Source organism: Actinoplanes ianthinogenes, assembly GCF_018324205.1.
Lineage (GTDB): Bacteria > Actinomycetota > Actinomycetes > Mycobacteriales > Micromonosporaceae > Actinoplanes > Actinoplanes ianthinogenes.
Genome location: NZ_AP023356.1, coordinates 8,650,710 through 8,674,606 on the forward strand (window position 1 = coordinate 8,650,710; position 23,897 = coordinate 8,674,606).

Sequence of the window (23,897 nt, forward strand, 5' to 3'; positions counted from 1 at the left end):
AACCCGATTTAGGTACGCCCGGAGCCTCACCCCGAGCAGTCGATCCGTCGCAGCACCGCTCCGCTTTCGGCGTCCACGACCACCGCGTGCACCACGCCGCCGCCCTGCTGCTCAACGGGAGGCTCACAGACCGTCGCCGAATCCGAGGCGTCGACCTGCTCGCCGGGCTCCGCGGCGACGCCGAACAGCACCGGTGCAAGCGCCACCGCGGCAAGGACCACGAGCCGGGCCGTCCCACGACGTACCGGTCCCGCGGTAACCGGAGCCGGAGCGTCAAGATCGATGAGCGGCATCCCCGGACTCTAATCGTCAAGGATCCACCGAACCAGGCCGGTTCCAAGGTGTTGCTGTGAGCTTCATGCATTCAGGTCAGCGCACACCTGCCACCGCACGCCGGGCAAAACGCTCGCTTGGCGTTCGAGGTGCTCGGCAAGACGGTCGCGATCCTCGTCGATGTTCATGAATCCGACCGTACCGCCGAGATCATCACGACTCCGCAGCCGACGCTCCTGACATCAGGACGCCGGGGGAGGAATGCTGACGCGCGTCCTACCTTCCTTGACCAGGTCGGCGCACTCGGGTCCGGGCGTTACCGGCAAACCTACGAAACGAATCGATGAGCGTTACGGGTACACCATTCGGTGAAGGTCCGAGGAGCGCGGCCCGGAATGCGGCGAACGGTGTCGGTGCGGAAACCGATGGTGTCGGCTCGCATGAGGGCGAATCCCTCGATGAGGGCGGCTGCGAGCGCTGGGGGCGCTCCGTGTGGGAAGCGAGCGCGCACAGCCTCTTCGGGGGAGTTCACTGGCCGCACGTCAAGGTGGCGGCCGATGGCCATGGCGAGCGTACGGGTTTGCTCGGTTACGGTAAGTGTCTCCTCTCCGGTCAGGACGTACTGCTTGCCTTGGTGGCCCTCCTCGGTGAGGGCGACGGCCGCCACGTCGGCGATGTCGGCGGGATCAATGGGTGCATACCTGCCGGGGCCAATGGGGTCGAGCACGAAGCCGTCCGCTCGGATTGTGGGTAACCAGTCCAGCGCGTTGGTCATGAAGGCGCCCGGTCGCAGGATCGTGGCGGGGATGCCCGAGGCGCGAACCAGTTCCTCTCGGTCGTGGTGCCACCGGCCCATCGCGGGCATGGGGTCGCCGAGCACGTTGGCCGAGGACAGATGAACGATGTGCCGCACTTCGGCGGCTTGGGCAGCCGCGACAGCGTGTCGGGTCTGATCTAGACCGATGCCGGGAGTCAGCAGGAAAAGCGCGTCGGCACCGTCGAAGGCGGCCGGCAGGGTCGCGGGATCGTTGAGATCTGCGATGACGTGCTTCGTGGAGGCGGGGGGATGACGGCCGTACCCCGGGCGAGATCGCGGCTAAGGTCGGTGTCTCCACCCCCGCGGTGGTCAAGATGTCCGGGCGCCTGATCGACGCCGGCCTGATCACCCGCCGCCGCGACGATCAAGACCATCGCCTGGTCCGCCTCTGGCTGACTGACGCAGGTCAAGCCCTGCGACAACCGATCGAATTCGAACGGAACCGTCTCGAACAAAAAATCACCGAAGATTTGACTGAAACTGAGCGACACACTTTGCTGTCCGCGCTCGGCAAAATCCAGCGAGCAGCAGCCGCATTGTTAGCCAAAGCCGACGAACATCCCGCTCTCCATGATCAAACGCACTGATCTGTCGCGAGGCGTGCGCTGCCGGCTGTCATGGGCCGAGTTCTCGGAGGGCCACACGCTCTTGCCGACGACAGTGTGTTCGTATGGAGGCATTCGTCGATAGCGAAACATCAGGTTCGAGAACTTGCCGACGGTATTTTCTACTGTCCGGGGCGGCCCTACGCCAAAGTGATCGACGACGCCGGCAATCTTGTCGAGTGCGGCCACCAACGTCCTGCGGAAGTCTCCCAGGAGTGGGAGAAGCATGCTTCTGGCTCAACACGACTGACGGCGGGCGGCTCCGACGCCATACCCTGCAAAGGCTGAGCCGCAGCCACTGCGCAGTCTCCCAGGCGGCGGCTGGCCACGGCGTCCGCTTTGTCATCGAATCGGCGCGTCGGGCTACCGGCTTCGAACCTTGCCTTGATGGTCCTCGGTATGGTCTGCGGTTATGGGCGCGATCAAACCGTGGCATTTGATGTTCTGTCTCATCGTCGTGCTGATGATCGGTGGAGTCGTGGCGGCCGTGATCAGCGCGGGACGGAAGAAGTAGTAGCTCGTGTGTTGGCGTCAGGGTGTGTGCGGCCAAGCGCGGCGTCCTCAGCTATCGCTTTGAGCGTGCTGGCGTTCGTCGGTGGCGGTGACCGAACGTGAAGTATGGCTACTTCTTCGCGGGAGTCAGCAAGCACGTCCCCCCGACACGTGGTGCTGCTGGCAGCCGTCGACGGTTTTGCATTGGGGAGATTCACTCTGCCGCCTCGACATTCGCACGATGCCGAGCAGCGACCTTCGCTACCTTGATACAAATGGGCCTTCTACGGGTGTTCGAAGACGATGACTACCAAGCGGAATACAGCCTCCTCGTCCTGAACGACCCAGCCGTCGACTGGCCCGACGAGGAGCCGGAAATACCGCACTACCGCGACCGGGGCGACACTCCGAACGGCACGTTCGCCGGATCAGGCGCCGGCTGGATCTACGCCGACGCCCCCGGCCTGGATGGTCACCTGGTGCGCCTCGAACTGCATGACGAACCGCCGCCTGCCGGCGAACTACACTTCGATGAGGCCCTCGAGACACCGTACCGGTCAAGCTCCGGCACGATATCTCTCGCCTCGGTAACCTCTGGCCCTGGTGATCAAGTCGACCTCGAACTCGGGGACGCCGAGTGGTTCCGCGTCCGGATCGCCCTCCGACGAGAAGACCTCGGGGAACGCCCCGGATTCCATCCCGGGTTCCGCTCTCACTGGTTACTGCAATTCTGGCCTGACACGGCCGTAGCAGCTCCCGTCTGGCTCGCGCGCAGCGAGGCTGTCAGTAGCTCGCGCCTCTCGCAGGACCTTGAAGCGGTACTGCGATGGACGCCCCAGCTACCCCTAGAGACCTCAATCCCAGACCTGGCAGAACGCCTCCTGGTCAGCGAAGCGGACGTCCGCGACGGTCTCACTACTGCGGAACAGACCGGCCTGCTGCATTTCGAGAGCAAGGAACCCCTACGACTGACGCTCGGGCCTGAAGTGAGCTCCTGCCGTTGACTGCTCCCTGCTGAGTGACGATCAGTCGTCATCGCCACTCCGCACGAGGCATATCCTCTTCGAAGTCGATCCATTCGGAAGACAAGAAAAGTGGCCGACTCTTCAAAATGTCACCTACGCGCTGAACCCAGAGGCCCACGTCTACCACGTTCCCGCACTAGAACCTGTCGCCGGCGCCAGCCCGGGACTGAGGAGAGAGTACTTCTCTGTTCCGAGTGTTGCTGTCCTGAGTCGCACTCAAGTAGCCGCCATCCGCGCCCGTGCCGGCTGGCGCTGTAATGCCCTGCGGTCGGCTGTGACGGCCCGGTGCCCTGTCCTGCCGAGAAGCGGACATCCGGTCCCGGAGGGCAAATGCACCACCAGCGCATAGCTGCCGTCGACGACGGATATCAGCCGATCGGTCACCTGTCAGCCCTCTGCTGGCCTGATGCACTCACGACACCGCTGGGCTAGCTTCACGATCACCAAACGGCGACGGAACAGGCCCCAGTCATCATAAGAATCAATCTCGTCATCCCCGCGCACCTGGCGGCCGAATTGCAGATCCCGGCGCTGGCGATAACCGACGGCACAGCCGCCCCGGAATGGGTCGAGGTGCCACTGAGCCGGTGGCGGTTCAAGCGCAGACCGTCGCAGCGGCTTCCCCTGGATCCGCATACGGCCAAGAGCGTTCGCCGGTACCTGCGGCTGGCGCCGTGGTCGCTGCTGGTAGGCCTGGTCTCACTGGCGGCTTGGTGGGGCTTGGTATTCGCGGACCTGCCGTCCGTCAGCAGGGCGGCGGCGGTTGCGGTGGCGTGCGGCGGCAGCCTGTGGCCCCTGGCGGAGCGACGGGGGCTCCCTGAGCACATGCCGTCGCGCACCCGGTCCGGTGACCTGCACATCCCGCAGGTCCCGGTGGAGGTGGCCGACCAATGGGTTGTCCAGAACCCGGGTGTGATCGCCACCGAAGAACCCGCCCCGCGCCCTCATTCCCGCCGGTTTTACGCCAGTTGGGCCACGGGCCTTCTGGCGGCGTCGATCGCTCTGGCTGCGGTACTGGCGAACGACGGACGAGAAGACTCCATCCTGCTCTGGATACTGCTGCCTGCCCTCTTCTTCACCAGCCTCACGATGGTTTGCAAGATGCAACCGCCCGCGAAGGACGGCACCGTACGAACCTGGCCGCCCGGAGCTGCGTAGATCGCGTCCAGTCCATACATGCAGGGCCGCGTGAGTTTCCGGAGCATCGGTGTGTCCGCCAACGACCAGCCTGCGCTGAGGCAGGTACCGCGTGCGTCCGAAAGTCGTCGGGTACAGCCTCGGCGGGCCCGCGGCTCAGGGCACAGGATGGAGCAGGACCAGCGGAATCTCGCGTTCGGTGCGCCGCTGGTAGCCGGCGTAGTTGGGGAAGCCCGCGATGATCTCCGGCCACAGCCGGGCCCGCTCCTCGGGCGTCGCGACGGCGGCGATCATCGGCCGGCGTGGTCCGCCCTGGAAGGCGACCTCCACCTGCGGCCGGTCTCGGAGGTTGAGGAACCAGGCCGGGTGCCGGTCGTCGCCGCCGCGGGAGGCGACGACGACGTGCGCCTCGCCGTCGCGGATGGGCGAGGTGAGCATCACCGCGCGGGGTACGCCGCTACGGCGGCCGACGGTGACCAGTTCGAGAACGGGCATGCCGATGACCCGGTAACCGAACCGCCCTCCAGTGATCCGCAGGAGAGCTCGATGCACGGCGTTCATGGATTTGAGTGCGAAGTCTGATGGCACAGCGCCATGGTACGGGGAGCACCCGGCAGATCGATCTTTCCGCCACGCGCAGTTCCGGCGGTCGGGGAGGGTGTTTCGCAGCTTCCGCGGGGTGCCGGAAACGGACTGATGGTGGGCCCCGGAGAGCCCACCATCAGCGTGATCAAACAAGGCCGCGAGCGGTCAGCGTTGCAGGGTGAGCACTCCCGGACGGTAGGGGAGCAGACCGTAGTCGCCGCCCGAGCTGGGGGAGCGACCCTGGTAGAGCAGCTGGAGGTTGCACGGGTCGATCGTCATGGTCTGGTCGGCGGTCGCCCGGACCAGCTCGCCGTGGCTGATGTCGTTGGTCCAGGTGGCGCCGCTGTTGGCCTTGCCGGCGAACGGGTTGCTCTCGGTCGCCGCCTGCGGGGTCCACGAGCCGCTCAGGCTGCTCGCGGTGAAGGACCGGAAGTAGCGTCCGTTCGACCCGATCGCCTCGACGATCATCAGGTATTGGTTCTGGCCCTGCACCTTGTAGACCTGCGGCGCCTCGAACAGGTTGTTCGTGGTGTCGCTCATGATCGTCGTGTACGACGAACCGAAGTTGCCCGGGAAGTTCCCGATCGGCATGCTCGCCCGGTAGATCTTGCCGTTGTCCCCGGCGAAGAACAGGTACATGTTCGTGCCGTCACCGATGATCGTCTGGTCGATCGGCCCGGTGCCGGACCCGGAGATGCTGCCGGTGAACAGCGGCTGCGCGGCCGACCAGCCGTTGGCGTTGGTCGGGTCACTCGAGGTGCGGTAGGAGAACGCGGAGCCACCCCACTGGTAGGTGAGCACCCAGATGTTCTTCGGCGCGAAGTAGAACAGCGTCGGCGCGACCGTTCCCGAGCTCATGCCGTTCTGGCTGGCCGAGGCCATGTCCGACCAGTTGGTGAACGGGCTGAAGTTCATCGAGCCCCACGTCGAGCCGGTGTCGTGCGTGGTCGCGTAGACCAGGTGCTTGCCGTTGTAGGGCACGACGGTGAAGTCCTTGAGCGAGACCCAGCCGGACTTCGGGTTCGCCAGCGAGCCGGTCGAGCTCCAGCGGTAGGTGGACGGCAGCGTGCACGATCCGGACGTCGGCGAGGTGGTCGGCGTGCTCCCGCCGACCCGCACCAGCTGCCATTGCTGGTTGGCGCCGTTCCAGTCGCTGTACTGCACGATGTTGGCGCCGTCGGCGGTCGACGCGCCCTGCACTTCGACGGCCTTGCCGCTGTTGCGGTTAATCAGCTGAATGTATCCGTCGATGTCCTGAATGCTGAACTGCTGGTTGGTGGTGTTGTTGTCGGTCCACTGCACAATCGCGCCGCCGTCGGCGGTGGACAGGTTGTACACATCGAGGACCTTGCCCGAATGTTTCGATTTCAGCCGGTAATAGCCGCCGCCGGAGTCGACGAACTGCCACTGCTGCTGCGCCTGGTCGTTACGGGTCCACTGGGTGATCCGGGCGCCGTCGGTGGTGGCCAGGTTGTAGACGTCCAGGGCCTTGCCGCTGTTGCGGTTGACCAGCACGTACGAGGCGCTGGTGTCGATCGTCGCGGCGGACGCCGACGAGGCGGTCACGGCGACGGCTCCGCCGCCGGCGATCATGACCATCGCGGCAAGACCCGTTCGCCACCACCTGCGGCGCGTCGCGGCAGGTGGTGCTTGCGGCTCATTTTCCGGTACGGCGGGATGGCCCACTGTCATGGCGAACTCCTGGGTGGGGACTGATCGGCGCCGGGGAATGCGCCGGTGACCATGTGAATGCCAAATGGGAGCGCTCACATTGTGTCCGCGATATTGCCAGAAGCCCCGGGTCTGTTTCAACGGCGTAAACCGCCGACTCGTTGGACCCGCCGTGCATAACGATTACCGGAAGATTCCCGCCGTCAATCGGCGACGGCGGGGACCGTGCTCCGGGCGTACCGTAGATCGGGGTTTGATCGGGCCGGGAGCAGAGCGATCCCGGCGCAGGCCAGCAGTGCCAGGCCGAAGACGGCGAAGGCGATCGTGTAAGCGGCGTCGGCCGGCTCGCCGCCGGTGGTGGTGACGGTGGCCAGCAGGGCGCCGGCGAGGTTGGTGCCGAGGGTGCCGCCGACCGTGCGCATGATGGTGTTGACGCCGGTGACCACGCCGGTCTGGTCCGGTGGGACCTCGCCGACCGTGCGGATCGCGACCGCGGCGAACGCCAGGCCGATGCCGCAGCCTTCCAGGAACAGGCCGAGCAGCACATTGACCCGGTCCTGGTGGAAGAACGCCAGCCAGCCGTAGGCGACCGCGGTGATCATCGCCCCGGTGAACAGCGCCGAACGCCAGCCGCTGGTGTCCCGGAACCGGCCGACCAGTGGGGTGACCACCAGCGTGCCGGCGGCCGTGGGCAGCAGGTAGAAGCCGACAGCCGTGGCCGGCAGGCCGAAACCGGCGCCGGTGGCCGGGTCCTGTTGCAGCAGCAGCGGGCCGAGCATCCAGGCGGCGAACATGCCCAGGCCGAGCAGCAGCGTGGCAGCGTTGGTGGCGCGCAGCTCCGGGCGCCACAGGGTGCGCAGGTCGACCAGCGGGTCGGTGGTGCGCAGCTCGCGGCGGCCCCAGATGACCGCGAGCAGCGCCGCGGCACCGGCCAGCGTCACCGAGCGAACCGGATGCCCGGTCGACAGGTCGGTGATGGCCAGCAGCAGCAGTGCCAGCCAGGTGGCGAACAGCAGCACGCTGAGCGCCCCGATCCGCCCGGCGCCCGGCTTGCGGCCGGACTCGGGCGCGATCACGGCGGTCAGCCCGGCCGCGACCAGCGACAGTCCGGCCGGTATCCAGAACAGCCAGTGGTACGACAGCAGGTGCAGGATCGGTCCGGCGGCCAGCGTGCCGAGCGCCCCGCCGATGCTGAGCACCGCGGAGACCGCGGCGATCGCCCGGGCCCGCGACTCGCTCGGCACGTTGTCCCGGATCATGGCGAAGGCCAGCGGGAACACCGCGCCGCCGGCGCCCTGCACGAGCCGGCCGGCCAGCATCACCGGCAGGCTGTGCGCGAGCGCGGACAGGGCGGCGCCGGCGGCCAGGGCGACCAGCGCGCCGACCATGGCCCGGCGCTTGCCGTGCAGATCGCCGAGCCGGCCGATGACGGGGGTCAGCACCGACGCGCTGAGCAGGTAGGACGTCAGCACCCAGGAGACACCGCCGGCGGTGGTGTGCAATTCCCGCTGGAGGGTGCCCAGGGCCGGGACGGCGAGCGACTGAAGGACCGAGTAGGCGGTGGCGCCGGCACAGAGGACGGCGACCACCAGAGCGCTACGACTTCGCGTACGGGTTGTAGTCATTGGTGTAGAAATCGGTGGGCTTGACCTGACCGGCGGTGAGCTCGCCCTTCTTGGTCAGCTGATCGATGTAGAACTGGATGTCCGCGTCCTTGATCAGCGCGTTGGGGCGGCTGCCGAAGGGGTAGACGTACTTGGCGAGGTCGGCGTTGCCCTTGAAGTCCGTGATGATCGCGGCGGCCTTCTCCTGCAACTCGGCCGGGTGCTCCCAGGCCCAGGACCACGCCTTCACGTAACCGGCGACGAACTCCTTGACCGCCTCCGGGTGGGCGTCCAGGAACTGCTGGGAGAACGCGAAGCCGCCGGTGACGAAGTCGCCGAGCATGTCACCCTCGGTCGCCACCACCTTGATGCCCGGGTCCTCCTGGCCCTTGTTGTATGCCGGGGTCCACGAGTACGCCGCGTCGACCTGGCCCTGCTGGAGGGCCTGGATCTCGTTCGGCGGGGCCACCACCACGTAGTCGATCTTCTCGGGGTCGGCGCCGCCGGCCTCGGCCCACTTGCGGATCGCGTACTCGGCCTGGGCGGAGCGCACGTTGACGCTGACCTTCTTGCCCTCCAGGTCCTTGGCGGTGGTGATGCCGCTGCTCTTCTTGGCGAGCAGGCCGCCGATCGAGATGGTCTTGCCGCCGGTGTCCTTGGTCAGGGTGGTGCCGGCCGCGACGATCGCCTTGATCTTCAGCCCGGAGACGTCGGCGTGGATGATCGGCGCGGTGTTGGTCCACGCGATGTCGTTGGACCCGGCCGCGATCGCCTGGATGTCCTCCGGCCCCGACTTGGAGATGCCGACACTCTTGATCTGCACGCTGGTGCCCTCGTAGTAGCCCAGCTTGGTGGCCAGCTCGAACGGCGCGATCGAGCCGTACGAGGCGCCGCTCTGGTAGCGGAAGGTCACCTTGGGCTTGCCGTTGTCCGCGGCGGCAGCGCCCTCCGGCTTCACGTCGGCGTCGTCGCCGTCGCCGCGGAACTGGGCGCACCCGGCCGCGGTGGTCAGCGCCAGCAGGGCGGTGACCAGTGCGATGGGTCGTCTCATGGGAGTCAGCTCTCTTTCCATCGGGTGGCCCGGCGTTGCAGGCGCACCAGTACGGCGTTGGTGGTGAGCCCCAGCAACGCCAGCACGACGATGGCCGCGTACATCTTGGGGATGAGGAAGGCGTACTGGCTGTTGATGACCAGGGCGCCGAGGCCGGCCTTGGCGCCGACGTACTCGGCGACGACCAGCATCAGGATGGAGAAGGTGGCGCCGAGCCGGACGCCCGTCATGATCGACGGGACGGTGGCCGGCAGGATCACCCGGCGGAACAGGTCGAGGCGGCGGGCGCCCATGGCCCGCGCCGAGCGGATCACCACCGGGTCGACGTCCTTGACGCCCGCGATGGTGTTCAGCAGGATCGGCCAGACCGTGCCCAGAAGATCATCACGACCTTCGACGTCTCGCCGATGCCGAAGAACAGGATGAACACCGGGAACAGGGCCAGCACCGGGGTCTGGCGCAGGGTCTGCACCAGCGGGTCCAGGTAGTCCTCGACCTCGTGGAACCAGCCGATCAGCAGGCCGGCCGGGACCCCGATCAGCACCGCCAGCAGGAAACCCTCCAGGCTGCGGGCCAGGCTGATCTCCAGGTGCAGCCAGATCTCGCCGGTGGCGAACAGGTCCCAGACGGCCTCGACCACGGTGGAGAACGGGGGAAGGTAACCGGGCTGGACCACGGTCCGGGGCAGGATCTCCCAGAGGGCGAGGAAGGCGAGCAGTGCGACGCTGCGCTTGACCACCCGTCGCGGGGTCCGCTGTCTCGTCTTCACCGACCCACCCCGACCGGTTCCGGCTCCACGGCGGTCTTGTCCACCTCGGCCTTGAGCAGCGTCCACAGCTCGTGCCGCAGCCGGGTGAACTCGTAGCTGGAGCGGATGTCCCCCTCGTTCACCCGCTCCGCCCCGCCCAGGTCGATGTCCACGATCTGCTTGATCCGGCCCGGCCCGGCGGTCATCACGGCGACGCGTTCGCCCAGGTAGACGGCCTCCTCGATGCTGTGCGTGATGAAGATGACGGTCTTGCGGGTCTCCTGCCAGATGCGGACCAACTGGGCCTGCAAGCTCTCCCGGGTCTGCGCGTCCAGGGCCGCGAACGGCTCGTCCATCAGCAGCACGTCCGGGTCGTAGGCGAGAGCCCGGGCGATCGCCACCCGCTGCTTCATGCCGCCGGAGAGCGTGTGCGGGTAGTTGCCGGCGAACCTGGTCAGGCCGACCAGGCCCAGGTAGTCACGGGCGATCCGCCGGCGGTCCTTGCGGGCGACGCCCTTGGACTGCAGGCCGAACTCGACGTTCTCCAGGGCGGTGCGCCACGGGAACAGGGCGTACTGCTGGAAGACGATGCCGCGGTCCAGGCCCGGGCCGTCGATCGGACGGCCGTCGAGCAGGAGTTCGCCGCCGGTCGGCCGGTCCAGGCCGCCGAGCAGGTTGAGCACCGTGGACTTCCCGCAGCCGCTCGGGCCGACGACGACCAGGAACTCGCCGTCGCGGACGTCGAGGTCGAAGTCGCGGACCGCGACGTAGCCCTCGGTGTCACCGGCGCGGGCCGGGAACTCCTTGGCTACGCCGCGGGCACGCACCTTGATGGATCTGTCAGGCACCGGATCCCACCGCGACCGGTTCGCGCTGGGCACGGAATTCGGTTCCGGCGATCAGCTCGGAGACGAAGCCGTTCGGGCCGACCGGGCGCTCCCCGATCAGGGTGACCCGGTGCAGGGTGCGCTGCACGTCCAGGTGGTCGAGGTCCTCCGGGGCGAGGTGGGCGGTGGCCCGGTTGTCCCAGAAGGCGATGTCGCCCGGCTGCCAGCGGAACCGCACGGTGTACGCCGGGCGGGCGATCTGCGCGAACAGCAGGTCCAGGATCTGCCGGCTCTCGGCCGCCGACAGGCCGAGGATCTTGGTGGTGAAGCCCGGGTTGACGAACAGCGCGCGCTCGCCGGTCTCCGGGTGCACGCGCACCACCGGGTGGACGGCGACCAGCAGGTTCTTGTTGATCCGGTCCTGGTAGCCGTTCAGCTCGCTGGTGTCGACGCTGGCCAGGAAGCGGTGCTCGGCGCGCAGGCCGTCGACGAAGTCGCGCAGCGGCTCGGACAGGCCCTCGTAGGCGGCGACCAGGTTGCTCCAGGCGGTGTCGCCACCGAAGGCGGGCACCACCTCGGCGCGCAGGATCGAGGCGGCCGGCGGGTTGACCGCGGCGGTCACGTCGGTGTGCCAGCCGGCGTAGTAGCTGTACTGACGGCGGCTCTGCTGCTTGCGGTCGATCCCGTACTGCTCCTCGTATCGGCGCGGGTCGATGGTGAGGATCTCCGGGGCGTCCTCCGGGGCCGCGTCCTCGTGCGGGTGGGCGTGGGTGAGATCGCCGAACTGGCGGGCGAAGGCGATCTGCTGGGCGTGGTCGAGGTTCTGGCCGCGGAAGAAGACGACCTTGTGGGCGTGCAGGGCATCGCGGATCGCGGCGACGTCGCCCTCGTCGAGCCGGTGGGACAGGTCGACACCGGAGATCTCGGCACCGATGCGACCGGCGACGCGGTCAATCTTGATAGCCATGACGGGCTTCCTTTCGTTCGGCGTGCCTCGATCAAATATCCGCATCTCCTATATGTCAACTAGGGATTGGCTCGTCGTAACGACCTGTCACGAGTCCGTAACGGGTTACCTCAGGGCGGCGGTGAGGGTGGCGTGGCAGCCGCGGACGAAAGCGAGCTCCGTGCGGGTCCAGGCCAGCACCTCGGCCGGGTCCGGGCCGGCGACGCGTCCGGGGTGGTCGCGCCAGAAACGCTCGTTGCGGAGCAGCCGCTGCTCGATCGCGGCGGGCAGGGAGCGGCGCTGATCAGGCGTGAGACCGTAAGCGTCGGCCAGGACGCGGACCTGGGCCGCCTGAGTGGCCGGATCGCCCCGGGACGGCTTCGAGGACAGGCACCACGACCAGGCCAGATAGCCGACGTCCTGGAGCGGGTCACCGGGCGCGGCGAAGTCGAAGTCGATGAAGGCGACCGGCAGTCCGTCCTGGAAGACGGTGTTGTTCGGGCCGGGGTCGTGGTGGCAGACGACGGCGCCGTCGCCGAGGGGACGGCTCGCGTCGTGCAGGCCGCGCAGCAGTGTGGCGGCCGCGGCGATCTGCTCGTCGCCGAAAGTGCGCCACTTGGCGGGGACCTCGCCCGGGATGAAGGTGAGGATGTCGCGGCTCTGCGGGTCTCGGCCCAGGTAGCGGGGCGCGCCGTCGAAACCGGCCCGCTCCAGCCGCGTGAGCAGGCCGGCCACGAACGGGGACGCGGGCGATGGCGGGCGCCGCACCGTGTCGCCGATCCGTACGACACCGGCGGTCAGGCGGCCGCCGTTCAGGGGCACCTCGCGGTCGGGCATGTCGTCCAGTTTGACCTCAAGCCGGGTTCAAGGGTGAGCATGGGCCGATGCGAGTCAGAGGGATCTCCTGGGTCGGCGTGAAGACCGACTCCTACCAGGCCACACGGGACTTCTTCGCCGACGTCGCGGGGCTGGCCGTCGCTGCCGAGAGGCCGGACTTCGCGGTCTTCCGGCTGCCCAGCGGGGACCTGCTGGAGGTGTTCGGCCCGGGCGCCGACGATCCGCCGGAGCAGTTCGCGGGGGAGAAGGTGGTGGCCGGGCTGGAGGTCGACGACATCGACGAGGCGAGCGCGACGCTGCGGGCGGCCGGGATCGAGTTGCTCGGACCGCAGCAATCCGGCAGCAACGGATATCGCTGGCAGCACTTCCGGCTGCCGGACGGCAAGGTGTTCGAGCTGTCCACCGGGCCGGAGAGCTAGCGGTCCGGGTTGGGGCGGCCCTCGGCGGGTACATGGTCGCCGTGGGAGTCGTCGCGGTCACCGGGGCGTCCAGCGGCGTGGGACGGGCCACCGTGCTCGCCTTCGCGCGGACCGGGGTGCGTCTGATACTGGTGTCCCGGTCCGAGCCGGCGCTGCGGGAGGTCGCCGCGGAGTGCCGGGCCCTCGGCGCCACGGTCCGGGTGGTGGTCGCGGACGTGATCCACGCCGAGGCGCTCACTGCCGTGGTGGACTCGTTCGGGCGGGTGGACGTCTGGGTGCACACCGCGGCGGTGATGGCGTACGGGCGGTTCGAGGACGTGCCCGCCGACGTGTTCGACCGGGTGGTGACCACCGACCTGCTCGGCGCGGCGAACGTGGCCCGGGTGGCGCTGGCCTGCTTCCGCCGGCAGGGCAGCGGGACCCTGATCTTCGGCGGTTCGCTGCTCGGCACCGTGGTCACGCCGTACACCAGCTCCTACGTGACCAGCAAGTGGGGGCTGCGCGCCCTGGTGCGGGCGCTGCGGCTGGAGACCCGGGACGCTCCGGACATCCACGTCTGCCTGGTGTCGCCGGGCGCCGTGGACACACCGATCTACCGCAACGCGGCGAACTTCGCCGGTCGGATCGGGCGGCCACCGCCGCCGATCGACTCGCCGGAGAAGGTGGCCGCGGCGATCGTGCGATGCGCCCGCCGGCCGCGCGGAACGGTGACCGTGGGCCTCGCCAACCGGCTCATCCAGTTCGGGTTCGTGGCCACGCCGGCGCTCTACGACGTGCTGGTCGGGCCGCTCATGCGGGTCGCCGGGCTGTCCCGGGAGCGGGTCGGGCCGCACGACGGCAACGTGTTCGTCCCGGCGCCGCCCGGCGCGGAGGCGGTACGGGGTGGCCGCAAGCGGTCCTGGGCCGGCGCCGCGGTCGCCGGGGTGACGCTGGCCGGCGTGCTGTCGGTGCGGCGCCGGACGAAGCGGTGAGTTGGCAACCCACTCGCACCGCGATCGCTGGACCTCTCGCCACCGGGCCCGCCGAAGTGCCCGGTATGCATCTCGAGATCTCCGACATCGTGACCACGGCGGTGACCGGCCTGGCGGGCATGCTGGGCGTCTACGCGGCCGAGGACGTCCTCGGCCGGCTGCGGCGCCGCGGGTGGTGCCCGCGCCGCTGGCGGTGACCGGCAGGACAGCCCCCTATCGGATGGTTCCGAGTTGCCGGAGTGTGACCAATCCGGGTGGTGTGGGTGGCCTTTAGGAGGGTTAGCCGACATCCTCGGTGAGGCGGGACCACAACGCGGAGGCCTGGCATGTCGGTCGACCAACGCAGCACCGGCCTCGGCAGCACCGGCTCCGGCAGCGCGGGCCGGGAGGATCTCGACGCTGTCGCGGCCGCCTGGAACCAGGCGCGGCAGGGGTGTGCCCGGGACCGGCGGCAGCGCTTGCGGGACGAGATGATCGCGGCGGCGATGCCCCTGGCCACGCGGCTGGCCAGGCGGTTCCGGTCACGGTCCGAGTCACTCGCGGATCTGGAGCAGGTGGCGCGACTGGGCCTGGTCAAGGCGGTGGACCGGTTCGACCCGGGACGCGGGTCGTTCACGGCGTACGCCGTCAACACCATGCTGGGCGAGCTGAAACGGCACCTGCGGGACCACTCCTGGGGAGTGCACGTGCCCCGGCGCATGCAGGACGCGGTCCGCGAGCTGACCGGGCACCAGGCGGCGCTGGAGCGGGAGCTGGGCCGGGAGCCCACCGACGCGCAGCTGGCGCGGCGGGCCGGGATCGACCCGGGCGACCTGGACCGGATCCGGGTGTCGGCGGCCGCCTACCAGCCGGTGTCGCTGAACTCGCCGGTCGGCGCGGGCGACTCCGAACTCCTGGACCTGTTCGGCGAGCTGGACCAGGCGGTGGAGAACGCCGCGGACCGGCTCACCACCGCCGACCTGCTGGCCCGCCTGCCGGAGCGGGAACGCCACATCGTGTCCGCGATCTTCTTCGACGGCCAGGTGCAGACCCAGGTCGCCGCGGAGATGGGCATCTCGCAGATGCAGGTGTCGCGCGCGCTGGCCCGCGCACTGGCCTGGCTGCGCGAGGGCCTGCTGACCGACCTGGTGCCGCGCTGGCCGGCGACCGCCGAGGCGCCGTTCGAGGTGCGGGCCACGCTGCTGCCGGGCCGCGAGCTGGAGATCGTCGTGGTGGGCGAGGTCGATCGGGACAACGCCGGGTTGTTGCGGACGGCGCTGCTCGACCTGATCCGCAACCAGCCTCCCGGGCAGCGGGTCGTGCTGCGGTTGCGCCGGGTGCCGCTGCTCGACGCCGCAGGGATCCGGGTGCTGCTCGCGGTCTACCAGGCCGCCTGCGCCCGCGGTGTGCTGGTCACCGCGACCGGCGTGAACCCGCTGGTCCGCCGGCTGGCGACCGGCGCCGGTCTGGGCCCCATGATCAACCCGCCGCGGACGAACCCTCGGCCAGCTCGCTGAGCAGCGCGGGCAGGCTCGCGGCTCGCGCGAACAGGTACCGCTGGCGGGCCGCCCCGGTGCCCTGCCGGCGCAGCCGCACCAGTCCGGCCCGGACACGAAGCAGATCGCCGTGCCGGCGCAGCGCGGGCGTCACCGTGGTGACCAGGTCGTCGACCAGGTCCCAGGCCGGCCGGGCCGCCCCGGATCGTGGGTCGATCAGCGTGCCGGACAGCCCGTCGTGCGCGGCGTGCCAGTGTGCGGCGGTCAGCAGGCAGTCCTGGATCGGCGGTGCGGCCACGCCGTCACCGACCCGGTCGATCGCGGTCGCCACCAATGCCCGGACCAGCCCGGCGAGCAGCACCGCGTCGGCCACCGTCGGGCAGGCGTCGGCCACCCGCACCTCGACGGTCGGGTAGCGGGGCGACAGCCGGGCGTACCAGTAGACCATCCCCGGATCCAGGATCACCTCGGAGACGATCAAGGCTTGGACGGTACGGTCGTAGTCCTCCGCCGAGGCGAAGTAGGGCGTCGGCCCGAGACTCGGCCAGCGCTCCAACTGGGTGCACCGCCAGCTGGCGTAACCGGTGTCCGCCCCGGCGTAGAACGGCGAGTTCCCGGCCAGCGCCTCCAGCGTCGGCAGCCACACGCGCAGGTGGTTGCACACCTGTACGGCCAGTTCCCGGTCCGCGACCCCGACGTGCACGTGGCAGCCGCAGACCGCCGCGTCCTGGGCGATCGGCCCGTAGTGCTCGACGATCGCGCGGTACCGGGGTTCGTCGGCGACCGTCCGCTGCGGCTCGGCGACCGGGGTGGCGCCGACCGGGACCAGGCGGGCACCGGAGCGCTCGGCCGCGGCGGTGGCGGCCCGGCGCAGCGCGATCAGCGAGTCGCGCACCTCGTCCAGGCCGGTGCAGACCGGGGTGACCAGCTCGACCATGCTGCGCCGGAACTCCAGGCTGCTCTGCCTGCGGGCCTCGGGTGGCAGCGCGCCCAGCACCTGCTCGGCCACCGGCACGTTGTGCCCGGTGACCGGGTCGAGCAGCAGAAACTCCTCCTCGACCCCGACGGTGGGCCCAGGGGAGGCGGCGGGACCACCGACGGTGGGCGCCGGGGAGGACGCGGGACCACCGACGGTGGGCGCCGGGGAGGACGCGGGACCACCGACGGTGGGCGCCGGGGAGGACGCGGGAGCACCGACGGTGGGCGCCGGGGAGGACGCGGGAGCGCCGACGGCGGGAACCGGCGCGGTCACGCGGCCGCCAACCGCTGCCAGAAGTGCGCCAGCGTCGCGGCGCCACGGGTCAGCATCGACACCGCGACCCGCTCGTCACTGTCGTGCCACCGATCTTCGACCAGGCCGGTGCCGAAGAACAGCACCGGCGCCCCGATCCGCTCGGCCAGCAGGGCGGCGGGCCCACTGCCGGCGTTGCCCATCCGTCCCGGCGCCACCCCGAAACCGGCGTGCGTCGCGTCGGCGAGCACGGACAGCGCGGGCAGGTCCGCGGGCGTCTGGTACGGCTCCTGGGAGATCTGCTCGGCGACGCTCAGGTCGTACGGAAAACCGTCTTTGATCTCCTCGGCCACCCACTGCCGCAGGCGGTCGGCGACCTTCGCGGCGCACTGCCCGGGTGCGGTGCGGAAGCTGAGCGCGGCCTCGGCCAGCGCGGGCACCGCGCCCCGGGACGGACCCGTCGGGTCGCCGGCGAGCATGCTGATCACCTCGACGGCCGGGCGGGCCCAGAGGCGTTCCAGCACGGTGTAGCCGGCCTCGCCGTGGATGCCGCGGGTCTCCGAGCGGGCCAGCCAGTCCTCGTCGGTGTAGCGCAGCGCCGCGAGTTCGGCGCGCCGGGCGCCGGTCAGCGGCAGCACGTCGTCGTAGAAACCGGGCAGCGTGATCCGGCCCCGGTCGTCGTGCAGCGCGCCGATCAGCCGGGCCAGTTCGACGGCGGGGTTCGGCGCCGGGCCGGACACGCCGCCGCTGTGCACGTCCCGCAGCGGCCCGTGCACCCGCAACTGGGCACTGACCATGCCGCGCAGGCTGGTGCAGACGGCGGGTTGTCCGGTGTGCCAGTTCATCGTGTCGGAGAAGACCACCAGGTCGGCGCCGAGCCGGTCGCGGTGCTCGTCGAGCAGGCCGGCCAGGTGCGCCGATCCGGTCTCCTCCTCGCCCTCCACCAGCACCTTCAGGTTGACCGCCGGTGCGGTGCGGCCGGTGACGGCCAGGTGGGTGCGGATGCCCCACAGGTGGCTGAGCACCTGGCCCTTGGCGTCCGAGGCACCGCGCCCGTAGACGTAGCCGTCGCGCGCCACCGCCTCGAACGGGGCGGTCTCCACCCACTGCTCCTCCTTGGCGGCCCGCACGTCGTGATGGCTGTAGATCAGCACGGTCGGCGCGCCGGGCGCGGCACACCACTCGGCGTGCACCGCGGGGGCGTCCGGCGCGTTCCAGACCTGTACTTCCGGGAAGCCGGTGGCGCGCAGCGCCCCGGCCAGCCAGTGTGCCGAGCGCAGCAGGTCCTGGGCGTGCTCGGGCACCCCCGCCACCGACGGGATGCGCACCCACTCGGTCAGCTCGCCGATCAGGTCGTCGATGTGCCAGGACAGATACTGGTGGGTCTCGTCGGCCATGGCGTGCGGCTACCCGGATCCGGGCGGGTCACGCGGTCCGCGCGGGTGCGAAAGGTGGCGGGCTTGACGCCGGTCGAGTGGTCAGTCCCGGCCGTGGGCTTTGCCGCAGTTACCCCGGTGCTTGCCCTGGCCGCGGCCGGGGACGACGCACTGCTGGGCGACCGGCGCGGGAGCCGCGGCGGTCGGCGGGCGGGTCGGCAGCGCCGGCCGCGCGGGTGACGACGCCGGTGGCGACGGCGAGAAGGACGCCGGCAGGCGGGTCGGGCTGCTCATCTCCGGAGCCGCCGGCGGCAGCAACGCCACCAGGCCGCCGATGCCCACCGCGGCGACGACCGCGACCGCGGCGGCCCGGAACCACGGCCGAGCCCGATCGCCGGTGGCCGGCGCGGTGCCCAGGCTCTCCAGGGCGGTCCGCACCACGCCCGGACCGGCCGGCCGGTCCGCCGGGTACTTCGCCAGCAGCGTCCGCAGCAGCCGGTCGAGCTCCGTGGGCAGGTCCGGGCGATGCCGGGAGGCCGGCTCCGGGGTGTCCTCCACGTGTTTCCAGGCGATCTCCATGGCGGTGTCGCCGACGAACGGTGGCTGCCCGGTCACCATGGTGTACAGCACGCAGCCCAGCCCGTACAGGTCGGTCCGCGCGTCCACCGAGCTGCCGGTGACCTGCTCCGGCGCCATGTAACTGCTGGTCCCGATCATCTGCGCGGTTCCGGTCAGCTCCGCCTGCGCGGCCCCGGCCCGCCGGGCCAGACCGAAATCGCACACCTTCACCTGCCCACCGCCGGTGATCAGGATGTTGGCCGGCTTCAGGTCCCGGTGCACCACGCCCGCGGCGGCCGCCGCCTCCAGCGCGCGGCACACCTGGATCGCCACCCGGACCGCCTCGCCCACCGCCAGCCGCCCCTCCAGCTCCAGCAGGTCGGCCAGGCTGTACCCGTCGATCAGCTCCATCACCAGGTAGGGCACGCCGTCGTGCGCGCCGACGTCGTGCACCGGCACGATGTTCGGGTGCGACAGCCCGGCCACGGTCCGCGCCTCCCGGTCGAACCGGGCCGGCAGCGACGAGTCGGCCCGCCCGCCGGCGCGCATCACCTTGACCGCGACCGCGCGCCCCAGCCGCCGGTCGACGCCCTCCCACACCTCGGCCATGCCGCCCCGGCCCAGCAATGAAAGCAATTCATATCGGTCACTGAGCACCCGCCGCGCCATCGCGCCACCCTGCCACAACCACAGTCCACGCTGCACCAACGCGTTCCCGGACGGGTGAACATTAAAAACCGGTTTTCGGTACGCCCAGAGCCGTCCCACCCCGCCCATCACCGCAGTCGCGCGGCCCGTGACTCCAGATAGCGCTGCTCCGGCAGGCTGAGCGTGAGCCGCGCCGCCAGCCGGTAGTGCTCCCGCGCCCCGGCCCGGTCCCCGGCCAGCTCCAGCAGGTGCGCCCGCACCGCCGCGGTCCGGTGGTGCCGGGCCAGCACCGGGTCCCCGGCGACCCGGTCCAGCGCCGCCAGCCCGGCTTCCGGGCCGTCCACCATGGCGCCCGCCACGATCCGGTTCAGCGTCACCATCGGGCTCGGGGCGAGCGTGTGCAGCATCGCGTACAGAAGCAGGATCTGCCGCCAATCGGTGTCCTCGGCGCGCGCCGCCTCGTCGTGCACCGCGGCGATCGCGGCCTGCACCTGGAAGGGGCCGATCGGCGCGCGGGCCAGGGTGCGCGTGATGATCTCGACGCCCTCGGCGATCGCGGTCGCGTCCCAGCGGCCGCGGTCCTGCTCGGCGAGCGGGATCAGCGCGCCGTCCGGCCCGGTGCGCGCGGGCCGCCGGGCGTCGGTGAGCAGCATCAGCGCGAGCAGCCCGGCCACCTCCCCGTCGTCCGGCAGGCGCCGGTGCAGCTGCCGGGTCAGCCGGATCGCCTCCCGGGTCAGCTCCACCCGGTTCAGCGCGTCGCCGGAGCTGGCCGTGTAACCCTCGTTGAAGATCAGGTAGAGCACGTGCCGGACGGCGGTGAGCCGCTCGTCGGTCGCGGGTAGGTCGAACCGGGTGCCGGTGTCGCGGATCCGCTGCTTGGCCCGGCTGATCCGCTGGCCCACGGTGGCCTCCGGCAGCAGCAGCGCCCGGGCGATCTCCGCCGTGGTGAGCCCGCCGACCGCCCGCAGGGTCAGCGTGACCTGGGCCGGCACGCTCAGCGCGGGATGGCAGCAGAGCAGCAGCAACGCCAGCTCGTCGTCGCCCCGCGGCTGCGGCGCGGGCTCCTGCCCGGCCGCGTCCTCGCGGCGGCGCCGGGCCGTCTCGTTGCGCAGCAGCTCCACCCGCCGGCGACCGGCCACGGTGATCAGCCAGTGCCGGGGCTGGTCCGGGACGCCGGTCCGCGGCCACTGCTGGGCGGCCGCGATCAGCGCCTCCTGCACCGCGTCCTCGCAGGCCTCGAAGTCGCCGTAGCGGCGCACCACCGCGGCCAGCACGCGCGGCGCGCACTCGCGCAGCAGATCCGGCAGCCCGCTCAGATCTCCCATGCGCTCATGTCGAGGACCGGACGGACCTCGACCCTGGTGTACGCGGCGTCCGGCGCCTTCGCGGCCCAGGCGATCGCCTCGTCGAGGTCCGCGACGTCGATCAGGTAGAGACCGGCCAGGTGCTCCTTGACCTCGGCGTACGGGCCGTCGGAGGTGATCGTCTTGCCGTCGCGCACGGAGACCTGGGTGGCCAGGGCCGGGTCGCCGAGCCCCTCGCTGACCACCAGCACGCCGGCCTCGCGCATCTCCTCGGTCAGCCGCAGGTGCCCGAGGCCGAAGTCGGTGCGCTGCTGCTCGGTCATCGTCTCCCAGACCGCGAGCGACTGCGGGTTCGACTGGATCAGGATCAGGTACTTCACGTTTTTCTCCTTTCACTCGCCAGGGTGTCGAAACCGGCCGGTGCGGCTTCGACACCCTGGCATGAACGAGATTCAGGAAGTCATCGAACGCAAGGCGGCGTTGCTGGAGACCGGCGACGCCAAGGCCATCATGGCGTACTACGCGCCCGGCTTCGTCGAGTACAACCTCGCCCCGCCGCTGCGCCAGCCGGTCGAGGGCCAGGGTGCGGCCGGGCTGGAGGCCTGGATGGCCGGGTTCGAGAAGCCGCCTCGCCGCGAGGTCACCCAGCTGGAGATCACCACGGACGGCGACGTGGCGTTCGCGACCAGCATCGACCGGATGAGCGGCGTGCCGCGCGGGTCGACCGAGGCGTTCAGCCTGTGGTTCAGGGTGACGGTGGGGCTGCGCCGCATCGACGGCCGGTGGCTGGTGACTCACGAGCACGAGTCGGTGCCGTTCGAGATGGACGGCTCGTTCCGGGCCTCGACGGGGCTTACGCCCTGAGGGCTGACGAGCGGTCGTGAGGGAAGCGCCTTGACGGATCTAGCTAATGAAGTTAGCTTATAGCTAACAACATTAGCTAGGCCTGAGGGGTTGTCATGACCGAGATGCTCACCGTCGACGGCGGCACGATCGCTTACGAGATCACCGGCGAGGGGCCGCTGGTGGTGCTCGCGCCGGGCATGGGTAACACCCGCTCGGCCTACCGGTTCGTCGTCCCACAGCTGGTCGCGGCGGGCTATCGGGTGGTCACCACCGACATCCGCGGGACCGGCGAGTCGAGCGCGCGGTGGCCGTCCTACAGCCGCACCGACATCGCCGGCGACCTGGTCGCCCTGATCCGGCACCTCGGCGGGCCGGCCGTGCTGGTCGGGCACTCGATCTCCGGTGGCGCGGCCACCGTCGCGGCGGCCACCGCGCCCGAGCTGATCACCGGGATCGCCGAGCTGGCGCCGTTCACCCGCAAGCAGTCGATCGCGCTGAGCGACCTGCGGGTGAAGCGGTTCCGGACCGGGATGACGCGGCTGCTGCTGACCGGCATCCTGGGCAGCGTGACATGGTGGCATCGCTATCTCGACGTCGCGTTCCCCGGGCGCAAGCCGGCCGACTGGGACGAGCAGCTGCGCGACGTGGCCAGCATGCTCGGCGAGCCCGGCCGGATGGGGGCGTTGCAGGGCATGGGCAGGACCACGCCGGCCGACGCCGGGGCGCAGCTGGGCGCCGTGCGGGTGCCCGCGCTGATCATCGAGGGTTCGCTCGACCCGGACTGGGCCGATCCGCGCGCCGAAGGCGAGGCGATCGTGGCGGCGATGCCGGCCGGGATCGGCACGGTCGAGGTGATCGAGGGGGCCGGTCACTACCCGCACACCCAGTTCCCGGACGAGACCGTGGCGCTGCTGCTGCCGTTCCTCAAGGCGCACGCCCGTGCCTAGGGCGGGGCTGGACCCGGCGGCCGTCGTCACCGCCGCCGCCGACCTGGCCGACGAGGTCGGTTTGGCGAACGTGACGATGGGCCTGCTCGCCGAGCGGCTTGGCATCCGGGCGCCGTCGCTCTACAAACACGTCGCCAGCCAGGCCGACCTGACCCGGCGGATCGCCGCGCTGGCCCTCACCGAGCTGGGCGACAGCCTGCGCGACGCGTTGCAGGGCCGCGCCGGGCGTGACGCGCTCGCCGCCGCGGCCCGCACGTTCCGCGCGTTCGTGGTCGAGCACCCGGGGCGGTATTCCGCGACCATCCGCCTCGACGCCGGATCCCCGGACGATCCGGTGGCGGTCGCGGGCGCCCGGGTCCTCGACTCGCTGGCCGCGGTGCTCGCCGGCTATCAGCTGGACCCGGCCGACACCGTGCACGCGCTGCGGATGCTGCGCAGCCTGTTCCACGGCTTCGCGGTGATCGAGGCGGCGGGCGGCTTCGAGATGGACACGAGCGTCGACGAGAGCTTCGCGTGGATGATCGGCTTCCTGGACCGCGGCCTGTCCGCCTGAGGCGATCGGGTGCTCCCGCGCACCGGATAGCGGGAGGGGTGCGGAAACCGCGGGGCCGCGCGCCCGGGTGAGGCGCGCGACCGTACCGGAAATCGGGTCAACTCGCGAGGAAGGAGCGGACCTGGGCCAGCGTGACCGTGTCGGTGAGGTAGCCGATGTGGGTCTGGCACGCCACATAGTTGTTGGTGGCGCCGCTGAGCACCGTGCTCGTGTACGGGATGATCACCCCGTCGCACGGGGAGTACCACGTTCCGTACTTGGTGCTGCCGGGCGTCTCGTCGCCGGCGCTGAGGGTGGTGATGAACGACGAGCCCGGGTACATCTGCTGGCAGGTGACGTAAACCAGGCAGGAGCCCGCGGCCGTGGTGCCGTGGTTGGCGCCGGCGATCGAGGCCAGGTGGCGGACGTACGGGGCGCCGCCGAGCTGCTTGAGGTACCAGAGGCTGACCAGACCGCCCATCGAGTGGTTGACGATGTCGACCTGGGCCGCGCCGGTGCGGGCCCGGACCTGGTTGACGTACGTGGCCAGCCCCTGCGCGTTGGTGATGTTGCTGCCGTAGGAGTTGTACTCGTACGCGAACAGCTCGCTGCTGGAGTAGCCGCCGGCCCGGAACACCGCCATCGCGGTGGTCCAGTTCGAGGCACTGCCGGTGTAACCGTGTACGAAGATCACCGGCGTGCCGGGCGCGGCGGCCGCGGGGACGGCCGGGCTGAGCGCCAGCGCGGCCAGCAGCGCGGTGACGAGGACGATGAGACGACGCATGAAACCTCCAGGGGACATCGGGGTTTCTGCATCCTCAGTGCACAGAAGTGGGCCACACATCGGCGAAATCGCCAGCGGCGTGCCGCGGCGGCCGGGAAATGGGCACGAAAAAGGCCGGGCACCCACGGGGGAGAGTGCCCGGCCTTCCATAGATCAAAGCACACCGTGCCGCATCCGCGCTACGCCGG

Annotated in this window: 27 protein-coding genes; 10 read left to right on the forward strand and 17 right to left on the reverse strand. The window is 70.4% G+C overall.

The annotated features are described in order from the left end of the window. Positions 1-26: 26 nt before the first annotated feature. Together Aiant_RS39010 and Aiant_RS39015 are read right to left on the reverse strand one after the other, a co-directional pair. Positions 27-293, reverse strand: coding sequence for a hypothetical protein (locus Aiant_RS39010; RefSeq protein WP_189334962.1), 267 nt, complete (start codon positions 291-293; stop codon positions 27-29). Between the two features lie 308 nt (positions 294-601). Next, positions 602-1,315 (reverse strand): NAD(P)H-binding protein, encoded by a 714-nt coding sequence (locus Aiant_RS39015; protein WP_189335045.1) that lies wholly within the window; start codon positions 1,313-1,315, stop codon positions 602-604. 80 nt (positions 1,316-1,395) lie between these two features. Here Aiant_RS39015 and Aiant_RS39020 point away from each other — a divergent pair, with 80 nt between their 5' ends. From Aiant_RS39020 to Aiant_RS39030, 3 genes are all read left to right on the forward strand, one after another. Continuing rightward, a complete protein-coding gene (locus Aiant_RS39020) occupies positions 1,396-1,677 on the forward strand; it encodes a MarR family winged helix-turn-helix transcriptional regulator (RefSeq protein ID WP_425322648.1) in 282 nt (93 codons plus the stop codon). Between the two features lie 785 nt (positions 1,678-2,462). Further along, positions 2,463-3,191 carry a hypothetical protein gene (locus Aiant_RS39025; RefSeq protein WP_189334961.1) on the forward strand — a complete coding sequence of 243 codons (729 nt, stop codon included), beginning with the start codon at positions 2,463-2,465 and terminating at the stop codon, positions 3,189-3,191. Between the two features lie 537 nt (positions 3,192-3,728). Then, complete coding sequence (locus Aiant_RS39030; protein WP_189334960.1) at positions 3,729-4,370, forward strand: hypothetical protein; 642 nt, start codon at positions 3,729-3,731, stop codon at positions 4,368-4,370. A gap of 135 nt (positions 4,371-4,505) precedes the next feature. Here Aiant_RS39030 and Aiant_RS39035 read toward each other — a convergent pair whose 3' ends face one another. The 9 genes from Aiant_RS39035 to Aiant_RS39070 all read right to left on the reverse strand — a co-directional run bounded on the left by Aiant_RS39035 (position 4,506) and on the right by Aiant_RS39070 (position 12,618). Beyond that, positions 4,506-4,844 carry a nitroreductase/quinone reductase family protein gene (locus Aiant_RS39035; protein WP_229831102.1) on the reverse strand — a complete coding sequence of 113 codons (339 nt, stop codon included), beginning with the start codon at positions 4,842-4,844 and terminating at the stop codon, positions 4,506-4,508. Between the two features lie 255 nt (positions 4,845-5,099). Further along, the gene (locus tag Aiant_RS39040; protein WP_189334958.1) at positions 5,100-6,533 is read right to left on the reverse strand and encodes a non-reducing end alpha-L-arabinofuranosidase family hydrolase; all 1,434 of its coding nucleotides are present in this window, start codon (positions 6,531-6,533) and stop codon (positions 5,100-5,102) included. A 275-nt stretch (positions 6,534-6,808) separates the two neighbouring features. Then, positions 6,809-8,194, reverse strand: coding sequence for an MFS transporter (locus tag Aiant_RS39045; protein WP_189334957.1), 1,386 nt, complete (start codon positions 8,192-8,194; stop codon positions 6,809-6,811). Positions 8,195-8,201: 7 nt separating this feature from the next. Further along, positions 8,202-9,260, reverse strand: coding sequence for an ABC transporter substrate-binding protein (locus Aiant_RS39050; protein WP_189334956.1), 1,059 nt, complete (start codon positions 9,258-9,260; stop codon positions 8,202-8,204). A gap of 5 nt (positions 9,261-9,265) precedes the next feature. Beyond that, positions 9,266-9,637 carry an ABC transporter permease gene (locus Aiant_RS46185; protein WP_342358082.1) on the reverse strand — a complete coding sequence of 124 codons (372 nt, stop codon included), beginning with the start codon at positions 9,635-9,637 and terminating at the stop codon, positions 9,266-9,268. After that, a complete protein-coding gene (locus Aiant_RS46190) occupies positions 9,610-10,029 on the reverse strand; it encodes an ABC transporter permease (protein WP_229831099.1) in 420 nt (139 codons plus the stop codon). Before Aiant_RS46190 ends, Aiant_RS46185 begins: the two co-directional genes overlap by 28 nt. Continuing rightward, positions 10,026-10,856 carry an ABC transporter ATP-binding protein gene (locus Aiant_RS39060; protein WP_229831097.1) on the reverse strand — a complete coding sequence of 277 codons (831 nt, stop codon included), beginning with the start codon at positions 10,854-10,856 and terminating at the stop codon, positions 10,026-10,028. The genes Aiant_RS46190 and Aiant_RS39060 overlap by 4 nt, the downstream gene beginning before the upstream one ends. After that, entirely contained in the window at positions 10,849-11,802 is a 954-nt protein-coding gene (locus Aiant_RS39065) for a TauD/TfdA dioxygenase family protein (protein WP_189334955.1), read from the reverse strand. Before Aiant_RS39065 ends, Aiant_RS39060 begins: the two co-directional genes overlap by 8 nt. Before the next feature lie 105 nt (positions 11,803-11,907). Beyond that, entirely contained in the window at positions 11,908-12,618 is a 711-nt protein-coding gene (locus Aiant_RS39070) for a phosphotransferase (protein ID WP_189334954.1), read from the reverse strand. Between the two features lie 47 nt (positions 12,619-12,665). Between Aiant_RS39070 and Aiant_RS39075 the strand changes: the two genes are divergently transcribed. The 4 genes from Aiant_RS39075 (at position 12,666) to Aiant_RS39085 (ending at position 15,504) form a co-directional block, all read left to right on the forward strand. Further along, on the forward strand, positions 12,666-13,037 hold the full coding sequence (locus Aiant_RS39075; RefSeq protein WP_189334953.1) for a VOC family protein: 372 nt from the start codon (positions 12,666-12,668) through the stop codon (positions 13,035-13,037). A 32-nt stretch (positions 13,038-13,069) separates the two neighbouring features. After that, positions 13,070-14,008, forward strand: a complete 939-nt coding sequence (locus Aiant_RS39080; RefSeq protein WP_189334952.1) for an SDR family NAD(P)-dependent oxidoreductase — start codon at positions 13,070-13,072, stop codon at positions 14,006-14,008. 65 nt (positions 14,009-14,073) lie between these two features. Next, entirely contained in the window at positions 14,074-14,205 is a 132-nt protein-coding gene (locus Aiant_RS46740; RefSeq protein WP_268248847.1) for a hypothetical protein, read from the forward strand. Between the two features lie 129 nt (positions 14,206-14,334). Continuing rightward, positions 14,335-15,504 carry a sigma-70 family RNA polymerase sigma factor gene (locus Aiant_RS39085; RefSeq protein WP_189334951.1) on the forward strand — a complete coding sequence of 390 codons (1,170 nt, stop codon included), beginning with the start codon at positions 14,335-14,337 and terminating at the stop codon, positions 15,502-15,504. On the opposite strand, the gene Aiant_RS39090 is transcribed toward Aiant_RS39085, so the two are convergent. The 5 genes from Aiant_RS39090 to Aiant_RS39110 form a co-directional block, all read right to left on the reverse strand. After that, complete coding sequence (locus Aiant_RS39090) at positions 15,467-16,528, reverse strand: carboxylate-amine ligase (RefSeq protein WP_212847319.1); 1,062 nt, start codon at positions 16,526-16,528, stop codon at positions 15,467-15,469. The genes Aiant_RS39085 and Aiant_RS39090 overlap by 38 nt on opposite strands. A gap of 203 nt (positions 16,529-16,731) precedes the next feature. Next, entirely contained in the window at positions 16,732-18,111 is a 1,380-nt protein-coding gene (locus Aiant_RS39095) for a M20/M25/M40 family metallo-hydrolase (RefSeq protein WP_189334949.1), read from the reverse strand. A gap of 81 nt (positions 18,112-18,192) precedes the next feature. Beyond that, positions 18,193-19,317, reverse strand: a complete 1,125-nt coding sequence (locus Aiant_RS39100; RefSeq protein ID WP_189334948.1) for a protein kinase domain-containing protein — start codon at positions 19,315-19,317, stop codon at positions 18,193-18,195. 107 nt (positions 19,318-19,424) lie between these two features. After that, positions 19,425-20,621, reverse strand: a complete 1,197-nt coding sequence (locus Aiant_RS39105) for an RNA polymerase sigma factor (protein WP_189334947.1) — start codon at positions 20,619-20,621, stop codon at positions 19,425-19,427. Continuing rightward, entirely contained in the window at positions 20,609-20,980 is a 372-nt protein-coding gene (locus Aiant_RS39110) for a YciI family protein (RefSeq protein WP_189334946.1), read from the reverse strand. The genes Aiant_RS39105 and Aiant_RS39110 overlap by 13 nt, the downstream gene beginning before the upstream one ends. Positions 20,981-21,041: 61 nt before the next feature. Between Aiant_RS39110 and Aiant_RS39115 the strand changes: the two genes are divergently transcribed. From Aiant_RS39115 to Aiant_RS39125, 3 genes are all read left to right on the forward strand, one after another. Next, positions 21,042-21,464 carry a YybH family protein gene (locus tag Aiant_RS39115; protein ID WP_189334945.1) on the forward strand — a complete coding sequence of 141 codons (423 nt, stop codon included), beginning with the start codon at positions 21,042-21,044 and terminating at the stop codon, positions 21,462-21,464. Between the two features lie 95 nt (positions 21,465-21,559). Further along, complete coding sequence (locus Aiant_RS39120) at positions 21,560-22,393, forward strand: alpha/beta fold hydrolase (protein ID WP_189334944.1); 834 nt, start codon at positions 21,560-21,562, stop codon at positions 22,391-22,393. Beyond that, positions 22,386-22,946 (forward strand): TetR/AcrR family transcriptional regulator, encoded by a 561-nt coding sequence (locus Aiant_RS39125; protein ID WP_189334943.1) that lies wholly within the window; start codon positions 22,386-22,388, stop codon positions 22,944-22,946. Before Aiant_RS39120 ends, Aiant_RS39125 begins: the two co-directional genes overlap by 8 nt. 97 nt (positions 22,947-23,043) lie before the next feature. On the opposite strand, the gene Aiant_RS39130 is transcribed toward Aiant_RS39125, so the two are convergent. Next, on the reverse strand, positions 23,044-23,709 hold the full coding sequence (locus Aiant_RS39130) for an esterase/lipase family protein (protein ID WP_189334942.1): 666 nt from the start codon (positions 23,707-23,709) through the stop codon (positions 23,044-23,046). Positions 23,710-23,897 lie beyond the last annotated feature (188 nt).